Here is a 22,310-nt window from a genome sequence, read left to right as displayed (position 1 = left end):
AGATGCCTTGTATAATACCACTTATGTAAAAGGGAAATAGAGTTATGCAATGCGGAAATAGTTAGGTTTTAGTCAATAAATAGCAGACAGGCAACCTATTTTTCATTTAACTTATACTATTAAAATCATGCGGCTGTTATTATATGATAGTAATTCGGTGATTCAGTAATTTTAGTTGAGTGGCGTGAGGCTATCAGGAAAAAAGGGGTAAAAACACGTTTAGCTGACGTAAATGCTACATTTTCAACGGGAAAGCCAAGCAAGAATAGCTGTAAGTGGTAGCAAAATTTTATAAAAATTGTCTATAATTTTACAAATTTGCTAAACCATTCTGCCATATCTTTGTCTTTAAAAGGAGTAGAGGTTCGCTAAAAACTCTTATTTTAGCCATCATAAATGAAACGGAGTTTATCCATAAAACTGAAAGCGCTGTTCCTGCTGGTTGTATTTGCGACAAATACAATAGTGGGTTTTGCCTGTGCTATAGGTGTAGATATGGGTTTTAATTCTTCCTCTCATCATAACCAAACTGAAGCGTCTGCAGAAGTGCATATTCACAAGGATGGGAAAAACCATGTTCATGAAAAGGAAACAGCAACAGTAACAAATCATGTTCATGAAAATGGCATTAATCACCAACATGATAGTGAGCCCACAACACTAATTCCCGTTGATGGCAACAACTTACTTACAAAAGAGGATGGCGGATGTTGCACCAATGAAGTACTCGAGTTTCAAGATTTGGATAAAAATATTTCCGTAAATACTACTGGTATCAATGTGCCGGTATTTGTGGCAATTCTTAGTACTTATTTTAATATTGATTTCTCAGCGGCTGTCAAGGATTTTCCTGTCCATTATAAGGTTCGTTTTTATTACCCCCCACCGACTGAAATACGCATAGCGATTCAGCGTTTCCAGATTTGATTATGGTAAAACAGGTGAAGCTTTTTGCTTCATCCAACTTCATTTGCGTTTTGCAATATGAGGCTATTTGTTTTACCGTAATCAATTTTTATGTTCAGATATCGTATCATAGTTTTTCTTACAGGCTTCATCAGTTTTTCGGCATCGGCACAGCAGGTGCTCACAGAAGATGAAGCTGTGTCTAAGGCATTGGCTAATAACAAGAATATCCAAGCTGCATCACTGCAAGTAAAACAACAGCAGCAGTTACTGAAATCAGCCATCAATCTTCCTAATCCCGAGTTCTTTTGGGAAAGCCCTACAGGTAACTTTTATACCGGTAGCATTACGCAGTCGTTTGAATTCCCCACCGTGTACAGTAATCAGTACCGTTTGCAAAAGCAGCAAATTGGTGTGGCGCAAAAAGAAAAGCAACTAACAGAAGCAGAGTTAAAGTATCGAGTTAAAGTCTTATACTTAGAAATACAATACGCTGATTCGCTAGCCTCACAATTATACAAACAGGATACCCTGTACGAAAAAATAAAGCTGTCTGCCATCCGCCAGTTCAGAGCTGGGCAAATAGATTATCTGCAACAAACATTTGCTGAAACACAGTATGGTGAAATTCATAATCAATATCAACAGTCGCTTGTAAGAGCCTCCTCTTTAAAGGCGCAGTTGCAATGGTTCACAGGCATTAAAGATCCTATTTCAGTAGAGCCACTTGCTATTTCACTTTCTCAGGTACAGTTATCTCTTGCGCCTGATTCCACAGCGTTATTTGCAAATCCTGCCCTACAGATATTACAGCAGCAGGAGAATGTAGCCAAACAAAATATTGCATTGCAAAAAAGCAAAGCGCTACCTGGATTGGCTTTTGGTTATTTCAACCAGGGCGAAAGGGATACGAAATGGTTGAATCGTTTCAGGGTTGGCGTAACTATTCCGTTATGGTTCGGACAATATAAAAGTAATATCAATGCAGCCAAAACGGAGCAACAGGTTATTCAAAGCAAACAGCAGGGATTGCAGCAAGACTTATCTGCACAAACGATTAATACAAGCAGCGAAATGAGAACCAACTGGCAGTCTGTTCAGTATTATCAACAAACAGGGTTAAGAAAAGCACAGGAAGTGATTACTACTTCACAACGCTTTTTTGTGAGTGGTGAAATTGATTATATCAGTTTACTAAGAAACAGCAACGATGCTTACACTGTTTACCAGAAATACCTGGAAGCAGTACGAAATTATAATCTCAGCGTTATCAATCACAAATATTTAATGGGTCAGTTATGAAACGAATCATCATTCAATTTTTATTGGGGCTATTGCCGGTATTTACATTTGCACATGGCGGCGAAGACCATGGTGATGCTAAAAAAACAGCTATATCACCTGCAAGTTATTTCTCCTCTGAGGCTGCTTCTGAAGTCTATGAGGTATTGTTAAAGTACAGCCCGATAGTGCCGGGCAAGGAAGCATCGCTTCGTTTATATTTAAGTGAATACAATACCAATAGCCCTATTGACAGTGCTAAACTGGAAGTAACGGTAGCTGACAATCCCAATATAAAGATTACTGTTACAAGGATTGATAGGGGTGTATTTGAATTGAAAACCACATTTCCAGCAAAGAAAGTATACAATCTTGTACTCAATATCAATAGCTATGCAGGCATTGATTTAATTCAACTAAACAATATTGAAATAGGGAAAGAATTGACTGCAGCAGTTACAACAGAAAGCACCCCGCATTCTCATTGGTATAGCAGCAATTGGTTTTTTGGTTTGATTGGTATGCTGACCGGCTTGCTTGTTATGTTCTTTGTTACCAGAGGTCGCAGCAGGAAAATAATTACGGGAGCAATTATTCTTTTTTGTCTTTTGCCAACAGCCACTTACAATCCGGTATCTGCACATGGTGGTGAAGACCATGGTGACGCGGCAGGTAAAACTGGCGGTGGCTCTTCCACCACCTTTATAGTTGAAAAGGAAACACAATTCCTTTTTAATATTCAAACGCAGAAAATTAGCACAGGTGATTTTAATGAATCATCCGTTTTACTAGGAACAGTAAATGCAGCTCCGCAGGGCCGGGCAGTCATACAAACGCCGCAATCAGGTAAAATCGTTTCATTAAGGGTAGTTCCGGGGCAGAAGGTTGGTAAAGGACAAGTAGTTGCAATAATTGAACAACAGGTTGATGCCGGGACGCAAATTAGTATCAACGCCCAAAGTAACAGTGTAAATGCAGAATATGAAGCTGCCAAAGCGCAATATGACAGGTTGTTGGGTATAGCAGACATTGCCGCAAAGAAAGATATTACCGAGGCCAAAGCCCGTTTAGAAAGTGCCCAGAAAAATAAGGCACTCTTTGATGCCAATACCGGAAAGAATACCGGTAATACAAAAACTATAAGCCTTTCTTCTCCTGTTAGTGGTGTTGTTGGCACATTTAATTATGCAATTGGCGCTGTGGTAAACAGCGGAGAAACCTTATTTGAAATAACCAATCTTGATCAGGTATTTGTGGAAGCCCAGGTATTTGCAGGTGACGCTCAAAAATTGAAACTAGCAACAGGGTTTACCACCATTTCAAATACAGATACACTGGTTTATACATTGAAAGTGATCAGCACTGCCCAATCAGTAAATACAGGTAACCAATCTCAGAAAGTCGTATTTGAAATCATCAACCCAAGAGGGCAGTTCAAAATTGGTGAGAATATAAATGTGCGGATGACAGGAAATAATGTCATCCGGCAGGTAGTGATACCTAATGAAGCAATTACTGATGTGAATGGTAAGCCGGCCATTTTTATAAAAGATAAAGCTGAACAGTATAGTATCAGCTTCATAGTTAAAGGGCAAAGCAATGATAAGTTTACCGTTGTCACCAAGGGTACTGAAGACGGCGAAAGAGTTGTTACTGCCAATGTGTATCAAATGAAAATGATGTATTTAAATCAATAACCAAAATAAACAAACAAACATGAAAAAGTTATTAATGATGTCCCTGCTACTGGCAACTTTTACCGCAACCTTTGCACAAAGCGGCGATAATGAAGCTGTAAAAGCAGTGTTGAACAATTACAAAAAAGCAATTGAAAAATTAGACACCGCCGGTGTTGTGAATCTTTTTGTAAAAGACTCTAAAGTGTATGAACAGGCGAGCGATGAAGGCACAATTGGTCATTATCTGGAACACCATCTGGGGCCCGAACTGAAAGCGTTCAAATCTTTCACTTTCAGTAATTATAAAGTAGATGTAACAATGGCAGGTGAATATGCTTTTTCAACGGAAACGTATATCTATACTATCGTTCTTGCTAAAGATGCTAAGGAAATAAAAAGTCAGGGAGTAGCTACTTCAGTTTTAAGAAAAACAAAAGCTGGCTGGAAGATTGTGCAAACACATTCTTCATTTAGGAAAGCAAAATAAATCTCAAATTATAAAAAAGAAAAAATGAAACAAATCAGCGTTATCCTTTCACTGGCAATAGCAGTTTTTAGTTTTACTGCTGTAAATGCACAATCAACAAAAAATAAAACTGCAGTCGCCGATTCAGTTATTTATCAATGCCCGATGAAGTGCGAAGGCGATAAAACCTATGATAAAGCAGGTAAATGCCCTAAATGCAATATGAATTTGAAGGCTCTGCCAAAACAGGTCGATGCCATTTACCAGTGCCCCATGAAATGTGAGGGTGATAAAACTTACAATAAGGCAGGAAAATGTCCTAAATGCAATATGAACCTGACCAAAGTGAAGGCAAAAAACTCGACAGATAATCATAAGGGTCATGATCACAATTAACTATTCAATAAAATAAAGCAAATGAAACAAGTGTTAAAAATTACGATGGCAATTTTCGCTATTAGCTCTGTCGTGGTCTTTGCAGCATGCAATGACAGTGGCGATAAAAAAAACGCTTCAACAAAAACAGAAATGTCGCATGAAGGTGGTGACCATATTTATGCCTGCCCTATGCACCCGGAAGTAACAGGCAAAGAAGGCGATACCTGCCCAAAATGCGGCATGAAACTGGAGCATAATGACAATGCTGGTGGTCCAAACAATGTTAGTATGCAGTTTACATATAGCCCGACATCTCCTAAGCCCGGAGAAGAAGTTACTTTATCCATGACTCCAAAAATAAAAGATAAACCTACTGAGCAGGTTCCATTGGATGTAGAGCACACCAAAAAAATACACCTCATTGTTGTTAGTGATGACCTTAGTTGGTTTGACCATATACATCCTGAACTCAACGCAGATGGTTCTTACACAGTGAAAGAAAAATTTCCGGCTCCAGGCAAGTACACTTTGTTTGCTGACTATAAGCCAAGTGGTGCCAATCATACGGTTGACTATTTAAATGTAAGTGTAGCAGGTACAGTGCCAGCAGCAAAAGTGTATGGAGCAGATAGACTAACCAGCGCCGCCGGGGATGGATTTTCTGTCTTACTTACTCCTGAGGGTGGTAAGTTTTTAACCAATATGCCCATGCACATTAATGGAGTAGTAATGCTAAACGGTAAAGAAGTAGATGTAACAACCTTAGAAGATTACCTTGGAGCAAAAGCCCACATGGTAGTAGTAAGCCTTACCGATAAAAAATATTTGCATGTACACCCAAGCGTAGAAGGTGGAAAATTCGATTTACATACTACGTTTGAAAAACCCGGTGTATATCGTGGCTGGATACAATTTCAAAGCAAGGGTAAAATTTATACAAGTGATTTTGTAATGAATGTAGCAGAAGGGACAGCAGCTAACATGAAAAACATGAACGATAATAGTAATGGCATGAAAGAAATGAAACACTAATTTTTAAACAAAAAAAGTATACACATTAAAATTTAAAACAATGAAAAAGATAACAATTCTGATGACAGTACTGCTGATAGCAACTTTTACAACATTTGCACAGCATAGTGGTGGCGACCATAAACATGGTTCACCACATGGTGGAACAGTTAAGTCGGCCGGGGGATTTCATATTGAAGTAAGTGTAAAAGACGGTATGGTAATGGCCTATTTGCTGGATGCTAATGAGAAAGCAATAAAGAATAAAGGTGTAACAGGAACAGCTGTTATTCAAATGGCAGACGGAAAAACTTCAACCATCACATTAACCCCAAGTGGAAACGAAGGGTTTATGTACACCCTTGACAAGGCCAAAAAGTACAACAAGGCCATTGTGACTTTTACAACCGGGGACAAAACCGCATCGGCTTCTTTTGACCTTATGGTAAAGGATAAGCCTGCAGCAGATGGACATGATCATCAACACTAAAACGGGTACCAAATCATAGCGGGCATACTGCCTGCTATGATTTATAATGCTTCTGCCTTAGATCGTATAATGGCAATTAAAGATTTTATTTTATGCTGAACAGACTCATTCATTTTTCCCTGAAGAACCGGATGCTGGTGGTATCAATGGCTGCTTTGCTCATGGTGTATGGTGTATTTACATTGGTTAATCTTCCGGTGGATGTATTACCTGATTTGAACAGACCGAGAGTAACCATATTTTTAGAAGCCAATGGTATGGCGCCTGAAGAAGTAGAAAGCCAGGTAAACCTGCCGGTGGAAACACAATTAAATGGTGCGCCGGGTGTAGAAGTAGTTCGTTCTGTCGCATCACCGGGACTGGGAATGGTGTTTGTTGAGTTTGACTGGAACACTGATGTGTACCGTGCAAGACAATTAACGGCTGAGAAACTACAGAACATTCAATTACCAAAAGGCATTACCCCAGTGATGGGGCCCATCAGTTCCATCATGGGGCAGATAATGATGGTAGCTGTTACCAGTGATACCACCTCGCCTGCTGATTTAAGAACATTGGCCGACTTTACCATCCGCAGAAGATTGATGAGTGTAAAAGGTGTAAGCCAGGTGATACCAATTGGCGGCGAAAGAATGCAGTACCAGGTTTTAATTTCAAGTGAAAAATTAAGGCAGTATAATCTTGCCATTGATGATATTGATAATGCCTTACAATTAACCAATCAAAATACCACCGGTGGTTTTATTGATAATAAAGGTTCAGAAACACTTATCCGAAATATTGGCCGTGCCAATACATTAGAAGATTTAGCGAATACTGTTGTAAGCAACCGAAATGCAGCCCCTGTTTTGCTAAAGCAAGTTGCGGAAGTAAAATTTGGCGGGCCAATTAAAAGAGGTGATGGTTCATTTAACGGAAAACCGGCCGTGATACTTAGCATTGAGAAGCAACCGGGCAGCAGTACTATTGATGTAACTGCAGAAGCATTAAAAGCAATCGAAGAAATAAAGGCATCCCTGCCAAAAAATATTCAAATCAATACAGATGTTTTTCAGCAAAAACATTTTATTATAAACTCCCTTACCAATGTGGAAGAAGCATTAAGGGATGGGTTCATTCTTGTAATAATTATTCTCTTCCTCTTTCTTCTCAATTTTCGTACTACAATCATAACACTTACAGCAATACCGCTGTCGCTCATTATAACAGCGATTGTTTTTAAGTTCTTTGATATTTCCATCAATACCCTTACTCTCGGCGGATTGGCAATTGCTATCGGCGAGTTAGTGGATGATGCCATTGTGGATGTTGAAAATGTTTATAGAAGATTGAAAGAAAACTGGCTCAGCGAAAAACCGAAGCCATTACTCAAAGTAATTTATGATGCCAGCAGTGAGGTAAGAAATTCAATAGTGTATGCCACCATCATTGTAGTGTTGGTATTTATTCCACTGTTCTATTTACAGGGAATTGAGGGAAGGATATTTGCCCCGCTTGGAATTGCTTATATTACTTCTATTGTGGCATCATTGGTAGTGTCACTAACCGTTACACCGGCACTGTGCAGTTATTTATTAGAAAAGAAAAATCATTTACACCATATCAACCTGGCCTTTTGGAAACGCAAAAAAAAGGGAACCACTGTTGATGCGGTACATGAACCAGATAGTGCCCTTGTTCGTTGGCTTAAGAAGCAAGACGTCAGGCTACTGCATTTTGGGTTAAAGCGTCCAAAAACAATAACCGGTGTGGCTATTGCATTAATCATTGCTTCCATCAGCATTATCCCATTTTTTGGTACAGAATTTTTACCACCCTTTAATGAAGGAAGTTATACAGTGAACATGGTAGCTCCGGCAGGAACCTCGTTAGAAGAAAGTAACAAGCTGGGTACAATCGCTGAACAACAAATTCTGAAAGTACCCGAAGTTGCTCTAACTGCCCGCCGGACAGGCAGGGCAGAATTAGACGAACATGCAGAGCCACCAAGCTCAACTGAAATTGAAGTGGCATTAAAACCCGGTGGACGAAGCAGGGCAAAAGTGCTGGAAGAGATGCGAAATAATCTTTCCGTATTAAAAGGGGTATCCATAAATATTGGTCAGCCCATATCTCACCGGCTCGACCATTTACTTTCCGGAGTAAGAGCACAGGTTGCTGTTAAAATATTTGGTAATGATTTATTAACGCTTCGCTCAAATGCTGAACAATTAAAATCAATTATTTCCAATGTGCCGGGTGTGGTTGATGTGCAGATTGAGAACCAGGTAATGGTACCGCAATTGATGATTAAACTTGACCGTATGGCTGTGCAGCGTTATGGCTTACAGGTGGGAAATGTGGCGGATGAACTGGAAATATTTTATAATGGGAAAGTAGTGAGCCAGATAATTGATGGCCAAAAAAGTTTTGATATTGTCTTAAGAACTGATGACAGTACAAGAAAAAATATTGAAGCAATCCGCAATACACAGATTGCAGCATCGGATGGTTCATTAATACCGCTGAGTCAAATTGCAAAGATTGAATTGGAGAACAGTATTAATGCAGTTAACCATGAAAATACGCAGCGGCGTATAGTTGTTTCTGCCAATGTGCAGGGCCGTGACCTTGGCAGCACTGTAAAAGAAATGCAGGAAACCGTAAAGAAAGATTTGCCTTTACAGGAAGGATATTATTTACAATGGGGAGGACAATTTGAAAGCCAGCAATCAGCCTCTAAATTAATTACCATACTCAGTATCTTTTCAATAGCAGGTATTTTCTTAGTCCTGTACAGCCATTTCAAAAGCAGTCGTATTGCTTTGCAGATAATGCTCAATATTCCATTGGCATTAATAGGCAGCGTAATAGCGGTAATGCTTACGGGAGGTGTTTTTTCTATTGCTACAATGGTTGGTTTTATTACGCTTACAGGTATTGCATCAAGAAATGGCATTATGATGATAAGCCACTATATCCATTTGGTACAACACGAAGGAGAAGTGTTTGGAGACAAAATGATTATCCGTGGTTCATTGGAGAGATTAGTGCCGGTATTAATGACGGCGCTGGTTGCAGCTTTTGCTTTGATACCATTAACAATGGATGCAACAGCACCGGGTAAAGAAATTCTCTACCCTGTTGCTACCGTTATTTTGGGTGGATTGGTTAGTTCAACATTATTAGATATGATTGTAACTCCTGTTGTATTTAAACTATTTGGCGAAAAAGCCTTAAAGAAATACCTGGAAGAGCAGGAAAAAAAGGAGTTGAATTAAAGCGATGGTAACGAATAAATATGCTGATATTAAAATGAGGAGTACAGGAGAAGATTAAATAACATGGGTCGGAGCCCTGCTTTGGTTTCCTTATTTATAATGAAACAGTTTCTGGAGCAGGGTTTCCGCACCCACCAACTGATAACTCCGTTTTAAGAAGCATTTAATTAGAGTAATTTTTAAAAAGTATTGTAGTGGAGCAAGCAAAATACATTCCGGCACTTCGATTCAAATGGCTTACGCCACTGTATGATTTTTTGATAAATATCACAATGCCCGAGAGGAAAATTAAACAGGCATTAATTGAAGCGGCAAATATTCCGGCAGGAATAAAAGTATTGGATTTTGGGTGCGGTACAGCTACGCTGACTATTATGGTAAAAGAAATGTGCCCTGGGGCAAAGGTGACAGGGATTGATGTGGATAGAGAAATATTAGACAGGGCAACTCAAAAAGTAAAAGAAAAGAACTTAGATATTTTTTTACTGGATTATGATGGAAAGCAGCTTCCCTTTCAGCGTAATGCTTTTGACAGAGTAATATCCTGCCTGGTTTTTCATCATCTTGATACAGATACAAAGCAAAATATGCTGGAAGAAATATTCCGGGTTTTAAATAAAGACGGACAGTTGCTTATTGCAGATTTTGGCCGTTCTAAGTCATGGATTCAAAGAACGCTTTTCAATATAATAAGAGGCCTGGATGGATTTAAATCAACAGATGCAAATGCTAAAGGATTATTACCTGAGTTGATTTCGGATGCAGGGTTTGAAAATGTAGTAATTAAAAAGCATTTCAAAACCATGTTTGGAGAAGTACAAATAATAAGTGCGGAAAAAATATAAATACAAATAAAAAACAATCTCATGAAAAAGAAATTTTATTTACTGCTTTTAATAATTGCAACAGCATTTTCAGTAACAGCACAAGAACAAAAGAAAGAAGAGGTTTGCTACAATCCCAACCTTGTTAAAGACACGGCTAAAAAAAGTATTAAGTCCATGGCTTTCGCTATCGTCAATGGCGATAGTATAAAAATCAATTATCATTCTCCCGGCGTTCGTAAAAGAATTATCTGGGGTGGCCTTGTTCCTTATGATGAAGTATGGGTAACCGGCGCACATGATGCCACTACATTGGAAATGCCGAAACCATTTATCGTTAATGGTAAAGAAATTCCTGCCGGTAAATATGCCTTCTTCACTATTCCCGGTAAAAAGGAATGGACATTGATTATTAATAAAAATTGGAAACAGCATCTTGCCACAGAGTATGATGAAAAGGATGATATTATCAGGATTAAGGTGACACCGAAAAAAGTTAATCATACAGAGCGGTTGCAATATTTTATTGAAACAGGAAAAAGCGAAACTGGCAAGGTTGCTGTAGCATGGGAAAAGATAAGAGTTGAGTTTGATTTCAGATTCTTAAAATAGTTCATCAATAACTAATCTTCTATGTTTAAAGATTTTCCATCGCTCCATCCCCTTGTAGTACATTTCCCAATTGTGCTCATATTACTGGCAGCGGCCTTCCAGGTAGTGGTTGTATGGAAACCCCATTGGCGGCAAATCCGCTGGGCCACATTATTCATAATGGCAGCCGCATTTTTTTCTGCGCTTGCGGCCAGTACCATTTTTCACGCCATGCCTTCTGCTGATGCGCCAAAGGCCGCTATGGAAATATTTGAAGAACATGAGAAATATGCCCAATTAACCTTGTGGATGTCTGGTATTACTTTATTGCTTAAAAGTATCGGCATTTTCTTTAAGATTAACAGGAGGCTATACGAACTAATCGTTCTGCTTTCCGCAGTCATCGCTGCTATTTTCCTATCCATAGCGGGGCATCATGGGGCAAAACTTACCCATGTAGCCGGTGTAGGCCCAATGGGCAGGTATTTAATGAAAGGCCATGATGCAGGCGATGGACACCATTCAGGTGATATGCAAGGCATGGATATGGATGCAGACAGCACTACGCACATGAACGATACACACATGAACGATTCCATGCCGGGGATGAAGAATATGCCTGGAATGGATACGATGAAAGGCATGGAGAATATGGAGAACATGAAGGACATGAAAGGAATGGACAAGATGAAAGACATGAAGAATATGCCGGGGATGGATAAAATGAAAAATATGAAAAATATGCCCGGCATGGATAAGATGAAAGACATGAAGGATATGAAAATGGATTCTTCCATGAACATGAAAGATATGAACAACATGCCGGGAATGGATAAAATGAAAATGGACTCATCCATGAATATGAAAGACATGAACAACATGCCTGGCATGGACAAGATGAATATGCCGATGAAAAACCCAATGGACACCTTCCGCTTCCCCGATAACAACCCTGCCCGGAAAAAAGCAAAGAAACCGGTTAAACAATAAAATATTTCACAATGAAAAAGCTATTCTTTTTTTTATTGTTGATTCCTTTTTGCAGTATGGCACAAATCAACCACTCCATGCACAAGAGTACGGGCAAAGATTCGGTGATGCAAAAAAAAACTTCATACAATTATCCATTGCAATCAGCAAGGATTAAATCAGGAATGGCTTACACGGGAAAAAAAGTGGAGTATGATTTATATGTAACCGATACCATGGTGAACTTTACCGGTAAGCATCGCCATGCCATTGCAATCAATGGACAAATACCGGCGCCCATTCTTGAATTTACTGAAGGCGATACTGCTATCATTAGGGTACATAACATGATGAAGATGGAAACATCTATCCATTGGCATGGCATATTATTACCCAATAAAGAAGATGGGGTTCCTTATTTAACAACTTCTCCTGTGGAAGCTGGCAAAACTTATACGTTCACTTTTCCATTGATACAAAGCGGTACTTACTGGTATCATTCACACACTATGGTACAGGAGCAAAGTGGTTTATATGGTTCTATTGTAATCCACCCTGCCCAGCCGGAGCCGCAATTGAAAGAGTATGTATTATTATTATCCGACTGGACAGATGAAAATCCACACCAAGTAATGCGTTACCTGAAACGGGGAGGCGAATGGTATGCTATAAAAAAGGGTGCATTGCAGAGCTATGGAGAAGCTATTGCAGCAGGTGCATTTAAAGATAAACTGAAACAGGAATGGCAGCGTATGCCCGCCATGGATGTATCTGATGTTTACTACAATAAATTCTTATTAAACGGGCAGGAAACAACTGAATTTAAAGATGCAAAGCCGGGAGAAATAATCCGGCTAAGGATTATCAACGGGTCGGCTGCAACTTATTTCAACCTACAATATGCAAACAGTTATATGCGGATCATTGCCGCTGATGGTATTAATGTAACTCCTGTTAGTGTAAATAAACTAGAAATTGCTATTGCAGAAACTTACGACGTATTGATTACAGTGCCCGAAACAGGCAGTGCAGAACTAAGGGCTACTTCTTGGGATGTAATGGGATATTCGTCCGCTTTCTTTGGCAACGGCCCTGTCATTAAAGCACCCGATATTCCAAGGCTGAATTATTTTAAGATGATGCAGCAAATGGGTAGTATGAACATGAAGACTATGGATATGGGCAGTATGCAGGGCATGGACATGAAGAATATGCGTATGCCTGCTGATACTATAGCCAAAAAGAAAGAAATGAGTATGCAGCATATGGAAGGCATGAAGATGGATGATATGGCAGGCATGGATATGAAAATGGAGATACCGGGTGAATTTAATTACAACATGTTGCGGGCTCTGCATCCAACCACATTAGATTCCTCTTTACTACCAAGGGAAGTTAAGCTCACACTCACAGGCAATATGCTGCGGTATGTTTGGTCATTTGATTTTAAAACTTTATCAACTGCCGATAAAATACTTATCCGAAAAGGAGAAAGGGTAAGATTTGTTTTAACCAACAATACCATGATGCGGCATCCATTGCATTTGCACGGTCACTTCTTCCGTTTCATCAATACTCAGGGTGAATATTCGCCCATCAAGCACACATTCGATATCAAGCCAATGGAAACTGTAACTATTGAATTTGATGCCAATGAAGAGCAGGATTGGTTTTTTCATTGCCATATTTTATACCACATGATGGCAGGGATGGCCCGTATTGTAAGCTATGAGAGAAGTGAGCAAAATGAATTTGCAAAAAACGGATACCGAAAGTTAAAAAAAGAGGATAATGTTCTTTATCCATGGTACGATTTGTCAGTACACTCTCAAGGTGCATGGCTGAGTGGAAATATTTCAAATAATAAGATGGCTTTGGAATTCGAGGGAAGGGCAAGCTGGAAGGGTGATTACGAAACGGAAACGCATTTACTACGTTACCTCGATAAAAAACAATACTTCGCTTTTTATATAGGCTATGATTACAGGAAAAATAAAACGCTGCCATTGGCAAACAAACCCAACTCAAAGGATAACCGTAGGGTTTTTGATGCAGGGTTTTATTATTTATTGCCTATGCTTATCCGTTCAGAATGGAGGGTTGACCATACAGGTCGTTTAAGATTACAATTGGAAAGAAGAGATTTGCCCCTAAGTAATAATTTCTTTTTTGATTTCAGAGTAAATACTGATAAAGAATATAATGTAGCAGCTAGATATATGATAGCTAAATCATTTTCCATCAGCACAAATTATGACAGTGATTATAAATGGGGAATTGGATTAACATGGCATTATTGAAATGAGAATAAAAATATTTTATGAAACATAACCACCACAACGAGCAGCGGTATACTTGCCCAATGCATCTTGAAATTGTGAAGGACGAACCCGGCAATTGTCCCAAATGCGGAATGAATCTCGTCCCTGTTGATGCAAACGAGAAAGAACATTCCCAGTTGCAGCATCTGCATACAGACAATATAATAGAGGCCTCTTCTCATGAAGAGTATGTTGTTGAACGGCGAAATGCTCAAGGGTTCCAAAAGTATACTTGTCCCATGCACCCTCAAATCATACACGATGGTCCTGGTCAGTGCCCTCTGTGTGGTATGTCGCTTGTGCCAATTGCAAAACCTGTTATGCATGGTGGACATGAAGCTCATTCCTCCGGTATCGCAGATTTCAAAAAACGGTTTTATGTTGTGCTGATTCTTACGGTTCCTATCATGTTGCTTTCAGAAATGATTCAACATTGGCTGAATATTCACATCAGTTTCGCTGGCTCAAACTATGTGTTACTTATTTTATCCTCGGTTGTATTCTTTTATGGTGGCTGGCCATTTCTCAAAGGGTTAACCGGAGAAATGCGGGCAAAAAATCCCGGAATGATGACATTGGTCGCATTTGCTATTTCTATAGCCTATATCTATAGCCTAGCAATTGTACTGGGGTTAAAGGGCATGGATTTCTTTTGGGAATTAGCAACACTCATTCTTATCATGTTATTAGGGCACTGGATAGAAATGAAATCTGTAGCTGGTGCATCAAGGGAACTTGAATTACTGGTACAGTTAATGCCTGATGACGCTCATTTAATCAATGGTGATACAATAACTGAAGTAAAAACTGATTCACTGAAAGAAAATGATGTGATTCTTATCAAGCCTGGGGAGAAGGTTGCTGCCGATGGAATTATCATAGATGGGGAAAGTTACCTAAATGAGTCCATGCTTACAGGTGAATCGAAACCTGTTGAAAAATCAAAGGGAGATAAAGTGATTGCAGGAGCTATCAACGGTAATGGAGCTATAAAAGTTGCCGTGTCACATGGTGTCAAAGATTCTTACTTATCGCAGGTCATAAAACTGGTTCAGGATGCACAACAATCAAAATCCAAAACTCAATTAATTGCAGACAGGGCAGCAAGATGGCTTACGTTGGTTGCGATTGTGGCAGGTATCACTACTTTTTTGGTTTGGTATTTATCGGGAAAAGATTTGGCCTTTTCCATTGAGCGTATGGTAACAGTAATTGTTATTTGCTGCCCCCATGCACTGGGATTAGCTGTTCCACTGGTAGTGGCAAAATCAACGGCACTATCAGCAAAACATGGGTTACTGATAAAAAACAGAACAGCCTTTGAAAATGCAAGAAAGATAACAACGTTGGTATTTGATAAAACCGGAACGCTGACAGTTGGGAAATTTGAAGTTTCTAAGATTGTTTCATTAACTGAAGGTCTTTCTGAACATGAATTATTAAAATATGCAGCTGCTTTGGAACAGAACTCAGAACATCCTATTGCCACAGGAATTATGCAGAAAGCAAAAATCTTATCGATTCAAATTCCAGTTGTAGGCAACTTTAATGCCATTACAGGAAAGGGAGTCGAAGCAACTATAGAAGGTTACGATATAAAAATTGTGAGTCCTGGATATCTTAAAGAGTCGAATGTTAAATTACCCGAGGACTATATGACTGATGCTTCTGAAACCGTCGTATTTGTTTTGATAAATAATCAACTTTCCGGTTATATTGCTTTGTCAGATAATATTCGGCCAGAATCAGCAGAAGCTATCCGTGCTTTGGGTATTGACAATATAAAATCAGTATTACTTACAGGTGATAATAGAAGAGTGGCTGAAACAGTTGCCCGTAAATTAGGTATGAATTTTTTCTTTGCTGAGGTGTTACCACATCAGAAACTAGAAAAAATTAAGGAATTACAGGAAGAAGGAGAGTTTGTTGCGATGACAGGAGACGGTATCAATGATGCCCCTGCCTTAGCACAGGCTAATATCGGTATTGCGGTTGGATCTGGTTCTGATATTGCAGCGGAAACAGCTGGGATTGTATTGGTCAATAGCAATCCGCAAGACGTTGTTTCATTAATTCGGTTTGGCAAGGCCACTTATAGAAAAATGATTCAAAATTTGATTTGGGCTACGGGTTATAATATAGTAGCCTTGCCATTGGCGGCGGGGGTACTCTACAAAATGGGAATCCTGTTAAGCCCTGCTGCTGGTGCCGTTTTAATGAGTGTGAGTACGGTTGTGGTGGCTATTAATGCAAGTCTTTTAAAAATAAAATAAATCAACAACCTATATTGTTTATGGCAAAAAGTAAACACTACTACATACGAAAAATACACCGCTGGCTCGGTGTTATTTTAGGCATTCAGTTTTTATTATGGACAATTGGTGGCCTATATTTCAGTTGGAGCAATATGGATGAAGTGCATGGTGACATTCAAAAGAAAAATGCAACGCTTCTCTCTTCTGATATTTCTCTGGTCAGTCCTACAGTAGCGCTGGATACAATAAAAATGATTCATCGTATTGATTCAGTTGTCTCCATTCAATTGATTGAAATTTTGGGCAAGCCTTTTTACCAGGTTCGTTGTATAAGTACCATTCAGAATGAAACTAATGATGAACATGGGACGCAGGTAATGAATCATCTTGCCGATGCAGAAACAGGTCGGATTCGTGGACCATTGACAAAAGAAGAAGCGGTTAATGTAGCTAAAATGAGATTTAATGGAGAACCCGAAGTAAAATCAGTTGAATACTTAACTGGCACAAGTGGTCATCATGAATATCGGGAAAGCCCTCTGCCTGCCTATGCCATTACCTTTGAACATCCATCAAAAACGACTGTTTACGTTGCCAGTGAATTAGGAACTATTCAAAAATTCAGGAATAATAAATGGAGAATATTTGATTTTCTGTGGATGATGCACACGATGGATTATGAAAGTAGGGATCATATCGGTAACTGGCTGCTTCGAATATTTTCCATTTTTGGATTGATCACTGTGATAAGTGGGTTTGCATTATTCTTTATCAGCTCAAAATGGGGGAGGCGAATTGCGAAATCGGAAAAAATAACCTAATCTTCCATCTTTTGCAACCATATTGCAATTTTAGGAGCCTGTTTCTACAAAAATTGCAATATATCCTGCTATTTTTACAGTAATGAGATTTTTATTTTTCTTTTTAGGCTTTTCCCTGCTCTACCTGTCATGCCTTGCGTGTAGCGACAGCACGGAATGCAATGCAAAATCAGAATCAAAAATTTCAGCTTCCGCCAATCACCAGGCACATAATCATTCGAAAGAAGCGTGCACGCCTTTTTGCACCTGTTCATGCTGTGCAGCGACAGCCTTTTATCATCCTCTGAGTAAGGTACAGTTCGTAAAAATTATTTTTCGATCTGAAAAGGATCCCCTTGATGATGAAAATTTTAATTCAGAAGTTTCCTATTCTATCTGGCAGCCTCCAAAGCTAACTGCTTAATTTTTTCTTATTTCAGTGCAGTTATCATGCGCTGGTTTCTACATTTTTATCATTTCGTTTACCATGTGGTTATGACTAATAAAAAAAGGTCAATTACCCGCAGTAAACCAGTTTACAGCAGGATCAAAGACCCTGTAAAGCCCTTGTGGATGAGGGTTATAAGAACTGGTACACTGATAGTGCTTGGCATTATAATGCTGATGGCGATAGTCGGAATTATAATTAAGTATTATCGTCTTGTTTCAAAACATTAAATAGAAATATGCTTAATAGAATCATTCAATTTTCCATTAAAAATAAATTGGTCATTGGCCTTTTTACACTCGCATTAATAATATGGGGTGTTTATTCGGCCAATAAATTGCCGATTGATGCCGTTCCTGATATTACAAATAATCAGGTACAGATAATTACGTTGAGTCCATCATTGGCGGCACAGGAAGTAGAACAACTTATTTCATTCCCGGTGGAACAAACTATGGCCACAATTCCGGAAGTGCAGGAAATCCGTTCCATATCCAGATTTGGATTATCCGTAGTTACTGTTGTATTTCATGATGATGCTAACATATATTGGGCTCGTCAACAAGTAGGTGAGCGGTTGATAGAAGCCCGCAACCAAATACCCAATAACATCGGCAATCCTGAGATGGCTCCTATTTCTACGGGATTAGGTGAAATTTATCAATATGTTTTACATGCTAAAAAAGGGTATGAAAATAAATATGACGCCATGTCGCTTCGAACGATTCAGGACTGGATAGTCCGTCGTCAGTTGCTTGGGACACCCGGTATTGCTGATGTAAGCAGTTTTGGCGGTCTTTTAAAGCAATATGAAATTGCATTGAATACAGATAAACTTCGCAGTTATAATTTGTCGATAGCGGATGTATTTAATGCTCTTGAAAAAAATAACCAGAATACTGGCGGTGCATATATAGATAAAAAACCCAATGCTTATTTTATCCGCAGTGAAGGATTTATTAAAACAATTTCTGATATAGAAAAAATTGTTGTTACAAGAACTTCCGGTGGCGCACCCGTGTTGATAAGAGATATTGCAATGGTACAGTTGGGTCATGCCACGCAATATGGTGCGTTAACCCGTAACGCAGAAGGCGAAGTAGTTGGTGGTATTGTTTTAATGTTGAAAGGAGCAAATTCCAGTATTGTAATTAACAGTGTAAAAGATAAAATATTACAGATTCAGAAAAGTTTGCCTGAAGGTGTGGTCATTGAACCCTTTCTTGACAGAAGCGCTTTAGTTAGCAGGGCGATAGGAACTGTAAAAACTAACCTTATTGAAGGTGCGTTGATTGTAATCTTTGTATTGGTGGTTTTCCTTGGCAATATCCGTTCCGGGTTGATAGTGGCTTCCGTCATTCCGCTTGCCATGCTTTTTGCTATTTCGTTGATGAACCTGTTTGGTGTTTCTGGTAACCTGATGAGTTTAGGTGCTATTGATTTTGGTTTGATTGTGGACGGAGCGGTGATTATCGTAGAAGCAACCATGCACCACCTCGGCTTGCGAAAGCAAAATACAAGGCTAACACAGGCAGAAATGGATACAGAAGTATTTGAGTCGGCTTCGAAAATTAGAAATAGTGCTGCTTTTGGTGAAATAATTATATTGATCGTTTATTTACCTATTCTGGCACTCGTAGGTATCGAAGGAAAAATGTTTGGCCCGATGGCGCAAACTGTATCTTTTGCCATTCTTGGGGCATTCTTACTGTCGCTTACGTATGTACCTATGATGAGCGCCTTAATTCTCAGTAAAAAAATTAGCCACAGGGAAAACTTCTCCGATAAAATGATGAAGTTTTTCCAGCGGCTTTACACCCCATTAATACGTGGGGCACTTAAGATGAAATTACTGGTAGTGAGTATTGCTGTTGGTGTATTTATAATCAGCCTCATTATTTTCAAAACATTAGGAGGTGAATTTATTCCCACTTTAGAAGAAGGAGATTTCGCAGTAGAAACAAGGTTGCTGACAGGTAGTTCGTTAAGCCAGACAATTGATAAAATAACGCAGGCTTCGGATTTACTGATGAAAAAATTTCCTGAAGTAAAAGAAGTGATTGGAAAGATTGGTGCCTCTGAAATACCTACCGACCCTATGCCCATAGAAGCATGTGATATTACCATCCTTTTAAAAGATAAAAAGGAATGGACCAGTGCACATAACAGAGAAGAGTTGGCTGAAATGATGCAGAAAGAGCTGGAGAAAATACCCGGTGTTTCCTATGGGTTATCGCAGCCGATACAACTTCGGTTTAATGAATTGATTTCAGGTGTCCGTCAGGATGTAGGCATTAAAATATTTGGGGAAGACCTTGATGTACTGGCAGATCTGGCAAAAAAAATCGGTGTGATTGTACCCACAGTAAAAGGTGCAGAAGATTTATATGTAGAACAGGTGACTGGTCTGCCGCAAATTATGGTTAAACTAAACCGTGATAAGATTGCGCAATTTGGTTTAAATGTAGAAGATATAAACCGTACCATCAGCGCTGCTTTTGCAGGTGAAGCCGCAGGTATTGTTTATGAAGGCGAGAAACGTTTTGATATGGTGGTAAGGCTAGAAAAAACAGGCCGCCAGAGTATTGATGATGTTAAAGGATTATTTATTGCTACACCTGATGGCAACCAAGTTCCATTGGAGCAGGTAGCCGATGTCAATATGCAGTTAGGTCCTAACCAGATTCAACGTGAAGATGCCAAGCGAAGAATCATTGTTGGCTTTAATACAAGAGGCCGGGACATTTCATCAGTTGTAAAAGAAATCCAGGATAAAATTGAGAAACAGGTAAAAATGCCTCCTGGATATTTTATTACTTATGGCGGGCAGTTTAAAAATCTTGAAGAGGCCAATAAACGATTATCAGTGGCGGTACCTGTCGCATTAGCGCTGATACTTTTATTGCTCTATTTCACCTTTGGTTCAATTAAATATTCCTTACTCATATTTACAGCTATACCGATGAGTGCTATTGGCGGTGTATTCGCCTTATGGTTAAGGGGAATGCCATTTAGTATTTCGGCTGGTGTTGGTTTTATTGCGCTATTCGGTGTGGCGGTATTAAATGGTATTGTATTAATCAGTGAATTTAACCGGTTAAAAAAGGAAGGTATGACAGATATAAATGCAATCATCTTAAAGGGAACTTCTATAAGGTTGCGACCGGTATTAATGACTGCGACGGTTGCTTCATTAGGCTTTTTGCCAATGGCATTGTCAACAGGTTCCGGAGCAGAAGTGCAAAAGCCGTTAGCAACGGTTGTAATCGGAGGATTGATTACGGCCACATTTCTTACGTTGGTGGTTTTACCAGTATTATATACATGGTTTGAGAAGATAAAACCAAAAATGATGAAGTCTGATGTGGTGAAAGGGGTGGCTTCATTACTCATCCTGTTTTTAACCTCATCATTTGCTGCAAATGCACAACAGCCAAAAATAGTTATCAATCTTAGTGATGCTGTTGCATCAGCTATGAAGAATAATCCTTTGGTTAAAGTAGGAACGCTGGATATAAGTTACCAGCAGCAGTTGAAAAAGACAGTAAAAGATTATGGCAAAACAAATTTCGGTGTAACGTTTGGTCAGTACAATAGTCGCATTGCCTATGATAATAATTTCAGCATTAATCAGGGCATACTGAATCCAGGGTACTTTAAAAGTCTCATAAAGCTATCTGAATCAAATATCAAAAGTAGTGAACTGCAATTGAGAATTTATCAAACTGAACTTGCAGCGAACACAAAAATATCGTATTACCAGTTGATCTTTTGGATTGAGGAAATAAGGTTGCTGAAAGAGCTATTATCCATTTACGAAAATATACTGAAATCTTCGGCATTGCGATACAAAACTGGAGAAACAAATGCATTAGAAAATTATAATGCTGAAAGCAAGGTAAATGAGATAAAAGCGCAATTGCGAAGTGCAGAAGAAGATTACCGGATTGAATTAAATCGTCTGAAAGTGTTCACTGCAGATTCTTCTGTTACGTCAATTGCCGACACATTACTTGTTGAAAAGCGGATACAGGTAAATTTTGATACCGCTGCCATTGCAGCTAACCCCACACTTGCATTTATTAAACAGCAGATTGATATTGCAAACAAAGAGAAAGCTGTTGAGCAGTCAAGATTAAGACCAGATTTCTCGGTAGGCTATTTCAACCAGTCTTTAGTAGGGTATCAAACTGTGAATGGAGTTGATAAATATTATGGTGTTGGCAGTCGTTTTCAAGGAGTTAATTTAGGCATCAGTATTCCCATATTTGCCAGGGCGCAAAAAGAAAAAGTAAAAGCGGCAGAAGTAAACCGGGTGCGCCGTGAAGCAGAACTGACCAATTATCAATTCACCCTGCAAGGTGAATTAACAACACTGTTTGGAGAATTGCAAAAACAAAAAGTTCAAATAAACTATTACCGAAATACAGCTTTGCCGCAGGCCAATCTCATCATTACGCAGGCACAAAGAGCTTTTACTGCCGGCGAAATCGGTTATTATGAATTGACACAATCACTCAATAATGCCGTTGTTGTAAAACAGGGATATACCAAACTTTTAAATCAATATAATCAAACCGTCATTGCTATCGAATTTATCGGTGGCATCAATTAATCAGAACGGGGTAAAA

General features: G+C 39.1%; 16 protein-coding genes. All 16 read left to right on the top strand.

Features of this window, described 5'->3' with window-relative positions; translation table 11 throughout:
• Positions 1-396 precede the first annotated feature (396 nt).
• The gene (locus TEGAF0_RS04305) at positions 397-927 is read left to right on the top strand and encodes a hypothetical protein (RefSeq protein ID WP_264900353.1); all 531 of its coding nucleotides are present in this window, start codon (positions 397-399) and stop codon (positions 925-927) included.
• A gap of 90 nt (positions 928-1,017) precedes the next feature.
• Positions 1,018-2,208: a TolC family protein gene (locus tag TEGAF0_RS04300; protein ID WP_264900351.1), complete on the top strand. Its 1,191-nt coding sequence runs from the start codon at positions 1,018-1,020 to the stop codon at positions 2,206-2,208.
• On the top strand, positions 2,205-3,884 hold the full coding sequence (locus TEGAF0_RS04295) for an efflux RND transporter periplasmic adaptor subunit (RefSeq protein ID WP_264900349.1): 1,680 nt from the start codon (positions 2,205-2,207) through the stop codon (positions 3,882-3,884). Before TEGAF0_RS04300 ends, TEGAF0_RS04295 begins: the two co-directional genes overlap by 4 nt.
• 19 nt (positions 3,885-3,903) lie before the next feature.
• Positions 3,904-4,353 carry a nuclear transport factor 2 family protein gene (locus tag TEGAF0_RS04290; protein WP_178887970.1) on the top strand — a complete coding sequence of 150 codons (450 nt, stop codon included), beginning with the start codon at positions 3,904-3,906 and terminating at the stop codon, positions 4,351-4,353.
• Between the two features lie 24 nt (positions 4,354-4,377).
• Positions 4,378-4,728: a heavy metal-binding domain-containing protein gene (locus TEGAF0_RS04285; protein ID WP_250685646.1), complete on the top strand. Its 351-nt coding sequence runs from the start codon at positions 4,378-4,380 to the stop codon at positions 4,726-4,728.
• A gap of 21 nt (positions 4,729-4,749) precedes the next feature.
• On the top strand, positions 4,750-5,742 hold the full coding sequence (locus TEGAF0_RS04280) for a heavy metal-binding domain-containing protein (protein WP_250685645.1): 993 nt from the start codon (positions 4,750-4,752) through the stop codon (positions 5,740-5,742).
• A gap of 40 nt (positions 5,743-5,782) precedes the next feature.
• Complete coding sequence (locus TEGAF0_RS04275; protein WP_250685644.1) at positions 5,783-6,211, top strand: hypothetical protein; 429 nt, start codon at positions 5,783-5,785, stop codon at positions 6,209-6,211.
• Positions 6,212-6,303: 92 nt separating this feature from the next.
• Complete coding sequence (locus tag TEGAF0_RS04270; RefSeq protein ID WP_264900344.1) at positions 6,304-9,471, top strand: efflux RND transporter permease subunit; 3,168 nt, start codon at positions 6,304-6,306, stop codon at positions 9,469-9,471.
• Between the two features lie 272 nt (positions 9,472-9,743).
• On the top strand, positions 9,744-10,316 hold the full coding sequence (locus tag TEGAF0_RS04265; RefSeq protein WP_264900342.1) for a class I SAM-dependent methyltransferase: 573 nt from the start codon (positions 9,744-9,746) through the stop codon (positions 10,314-10,316).
• Between the two features lie 21 nt (positions 10,317-10,337).
• Positions 10,338-10,907 (top strand): DUF2911 domain-containing protein, encoded by a 570-nt coding sequence (locus TEGAF0_RS04260; RefSeq protein WP_264900339.1) that lies wholly within the window; start codon positions 10,338-10,340, stop codon positions 10,905-10,907.
• Positions 10,908-10,928: 21 nt separating this feature from the next.
• Positions 10,929-11,876 carry a DUF2231 domain-containing protein gene (locus TEGAF0_RS04255; protein ID WP_294993937.1) on the top strand — a complete coding sequence of 316 codons (948 nt, stop codon included), beginning with the start codon at positions 10,929-10,931 and terminating at the stop codon, positions 11,874-11,876.
• A gap of 11 nt (positions 11,877-11,887) precedes the next feature.
• Complete coding sequence (locus TEGAF0_RS04250) at positions 11,888-14,155, top strand: multicopper oxidase domain-containing protein (protein WP_264900335.1); 2,268 nt, start codon at positions 11,888-11,890, stop codon at positions 14,153-14,155.
• Positions 14,156-14,175: 20 nt separating this feature from the next.
• Positions 14,176-16,449 (top strand): copper-translocating P-type ATPase, encoded by a 2,274-nt coding sequence (locus tag TEGAF0_RS04245; RefSeq protein WP_264900333.1) that lies wholly within the window; start codon positions 14,176-14,178, stop codon positions 16,447-16,449.
• 20 nt (positions 16,450-16,469) lie between these two features.
• Complete coding sequence (locus tag TEGAF0_RS04240; protein WP_264900332.1) at positions 16,470-17,252, top strand: hypothetical protein; 783 nt, start codon at positions 16,470-16,472, stop codon at positions 17,250-17,252.
• A gap of 82 nt (positions 17,253-17,334) precedes the next feature.
• The gene (locus TEGAF0_RS13605; RefSeq protein ID WP_438946655.1) at positions 17,335-17,655 is read left to right on the top strand and encodes a DUF6660 family protein; all 321 of its coding nucleotides are present in this window, start codon (positions 17,335-17,337) and stop codon (positions 17,653-17,655) included.
• Between the two features lie 262 nt (positions 17,656-17,917).
• Entirely contained in the window at positions 17,918-22,294 is a 4,377-nt protein-coding gene (locus TEGAF0_RS04235; RefSeq protein WP_264900330.1) for a CusA/CzcA family heavy metal efflux RND transporter, read from the top strand.
• Positions 22,295-22,310: the final 16 nt, after the last annotated feature.

The sequence above is a fragment of the Sediminibacterium sp. TEGAF015 genome, assembly GCF_025997995.1.
In the GTDB taxonomy this organism is placed as follows: domain Bacteria; phylum Bacteroidota; class Bacteroidia; order Chitinophagales; family Chitinophagaceae; genus Sediminibacterium.
Note: the sequence above shows the minus strand (reverse complement) of the source record. Positions and strands in the feature narration are given on the sequence as shown.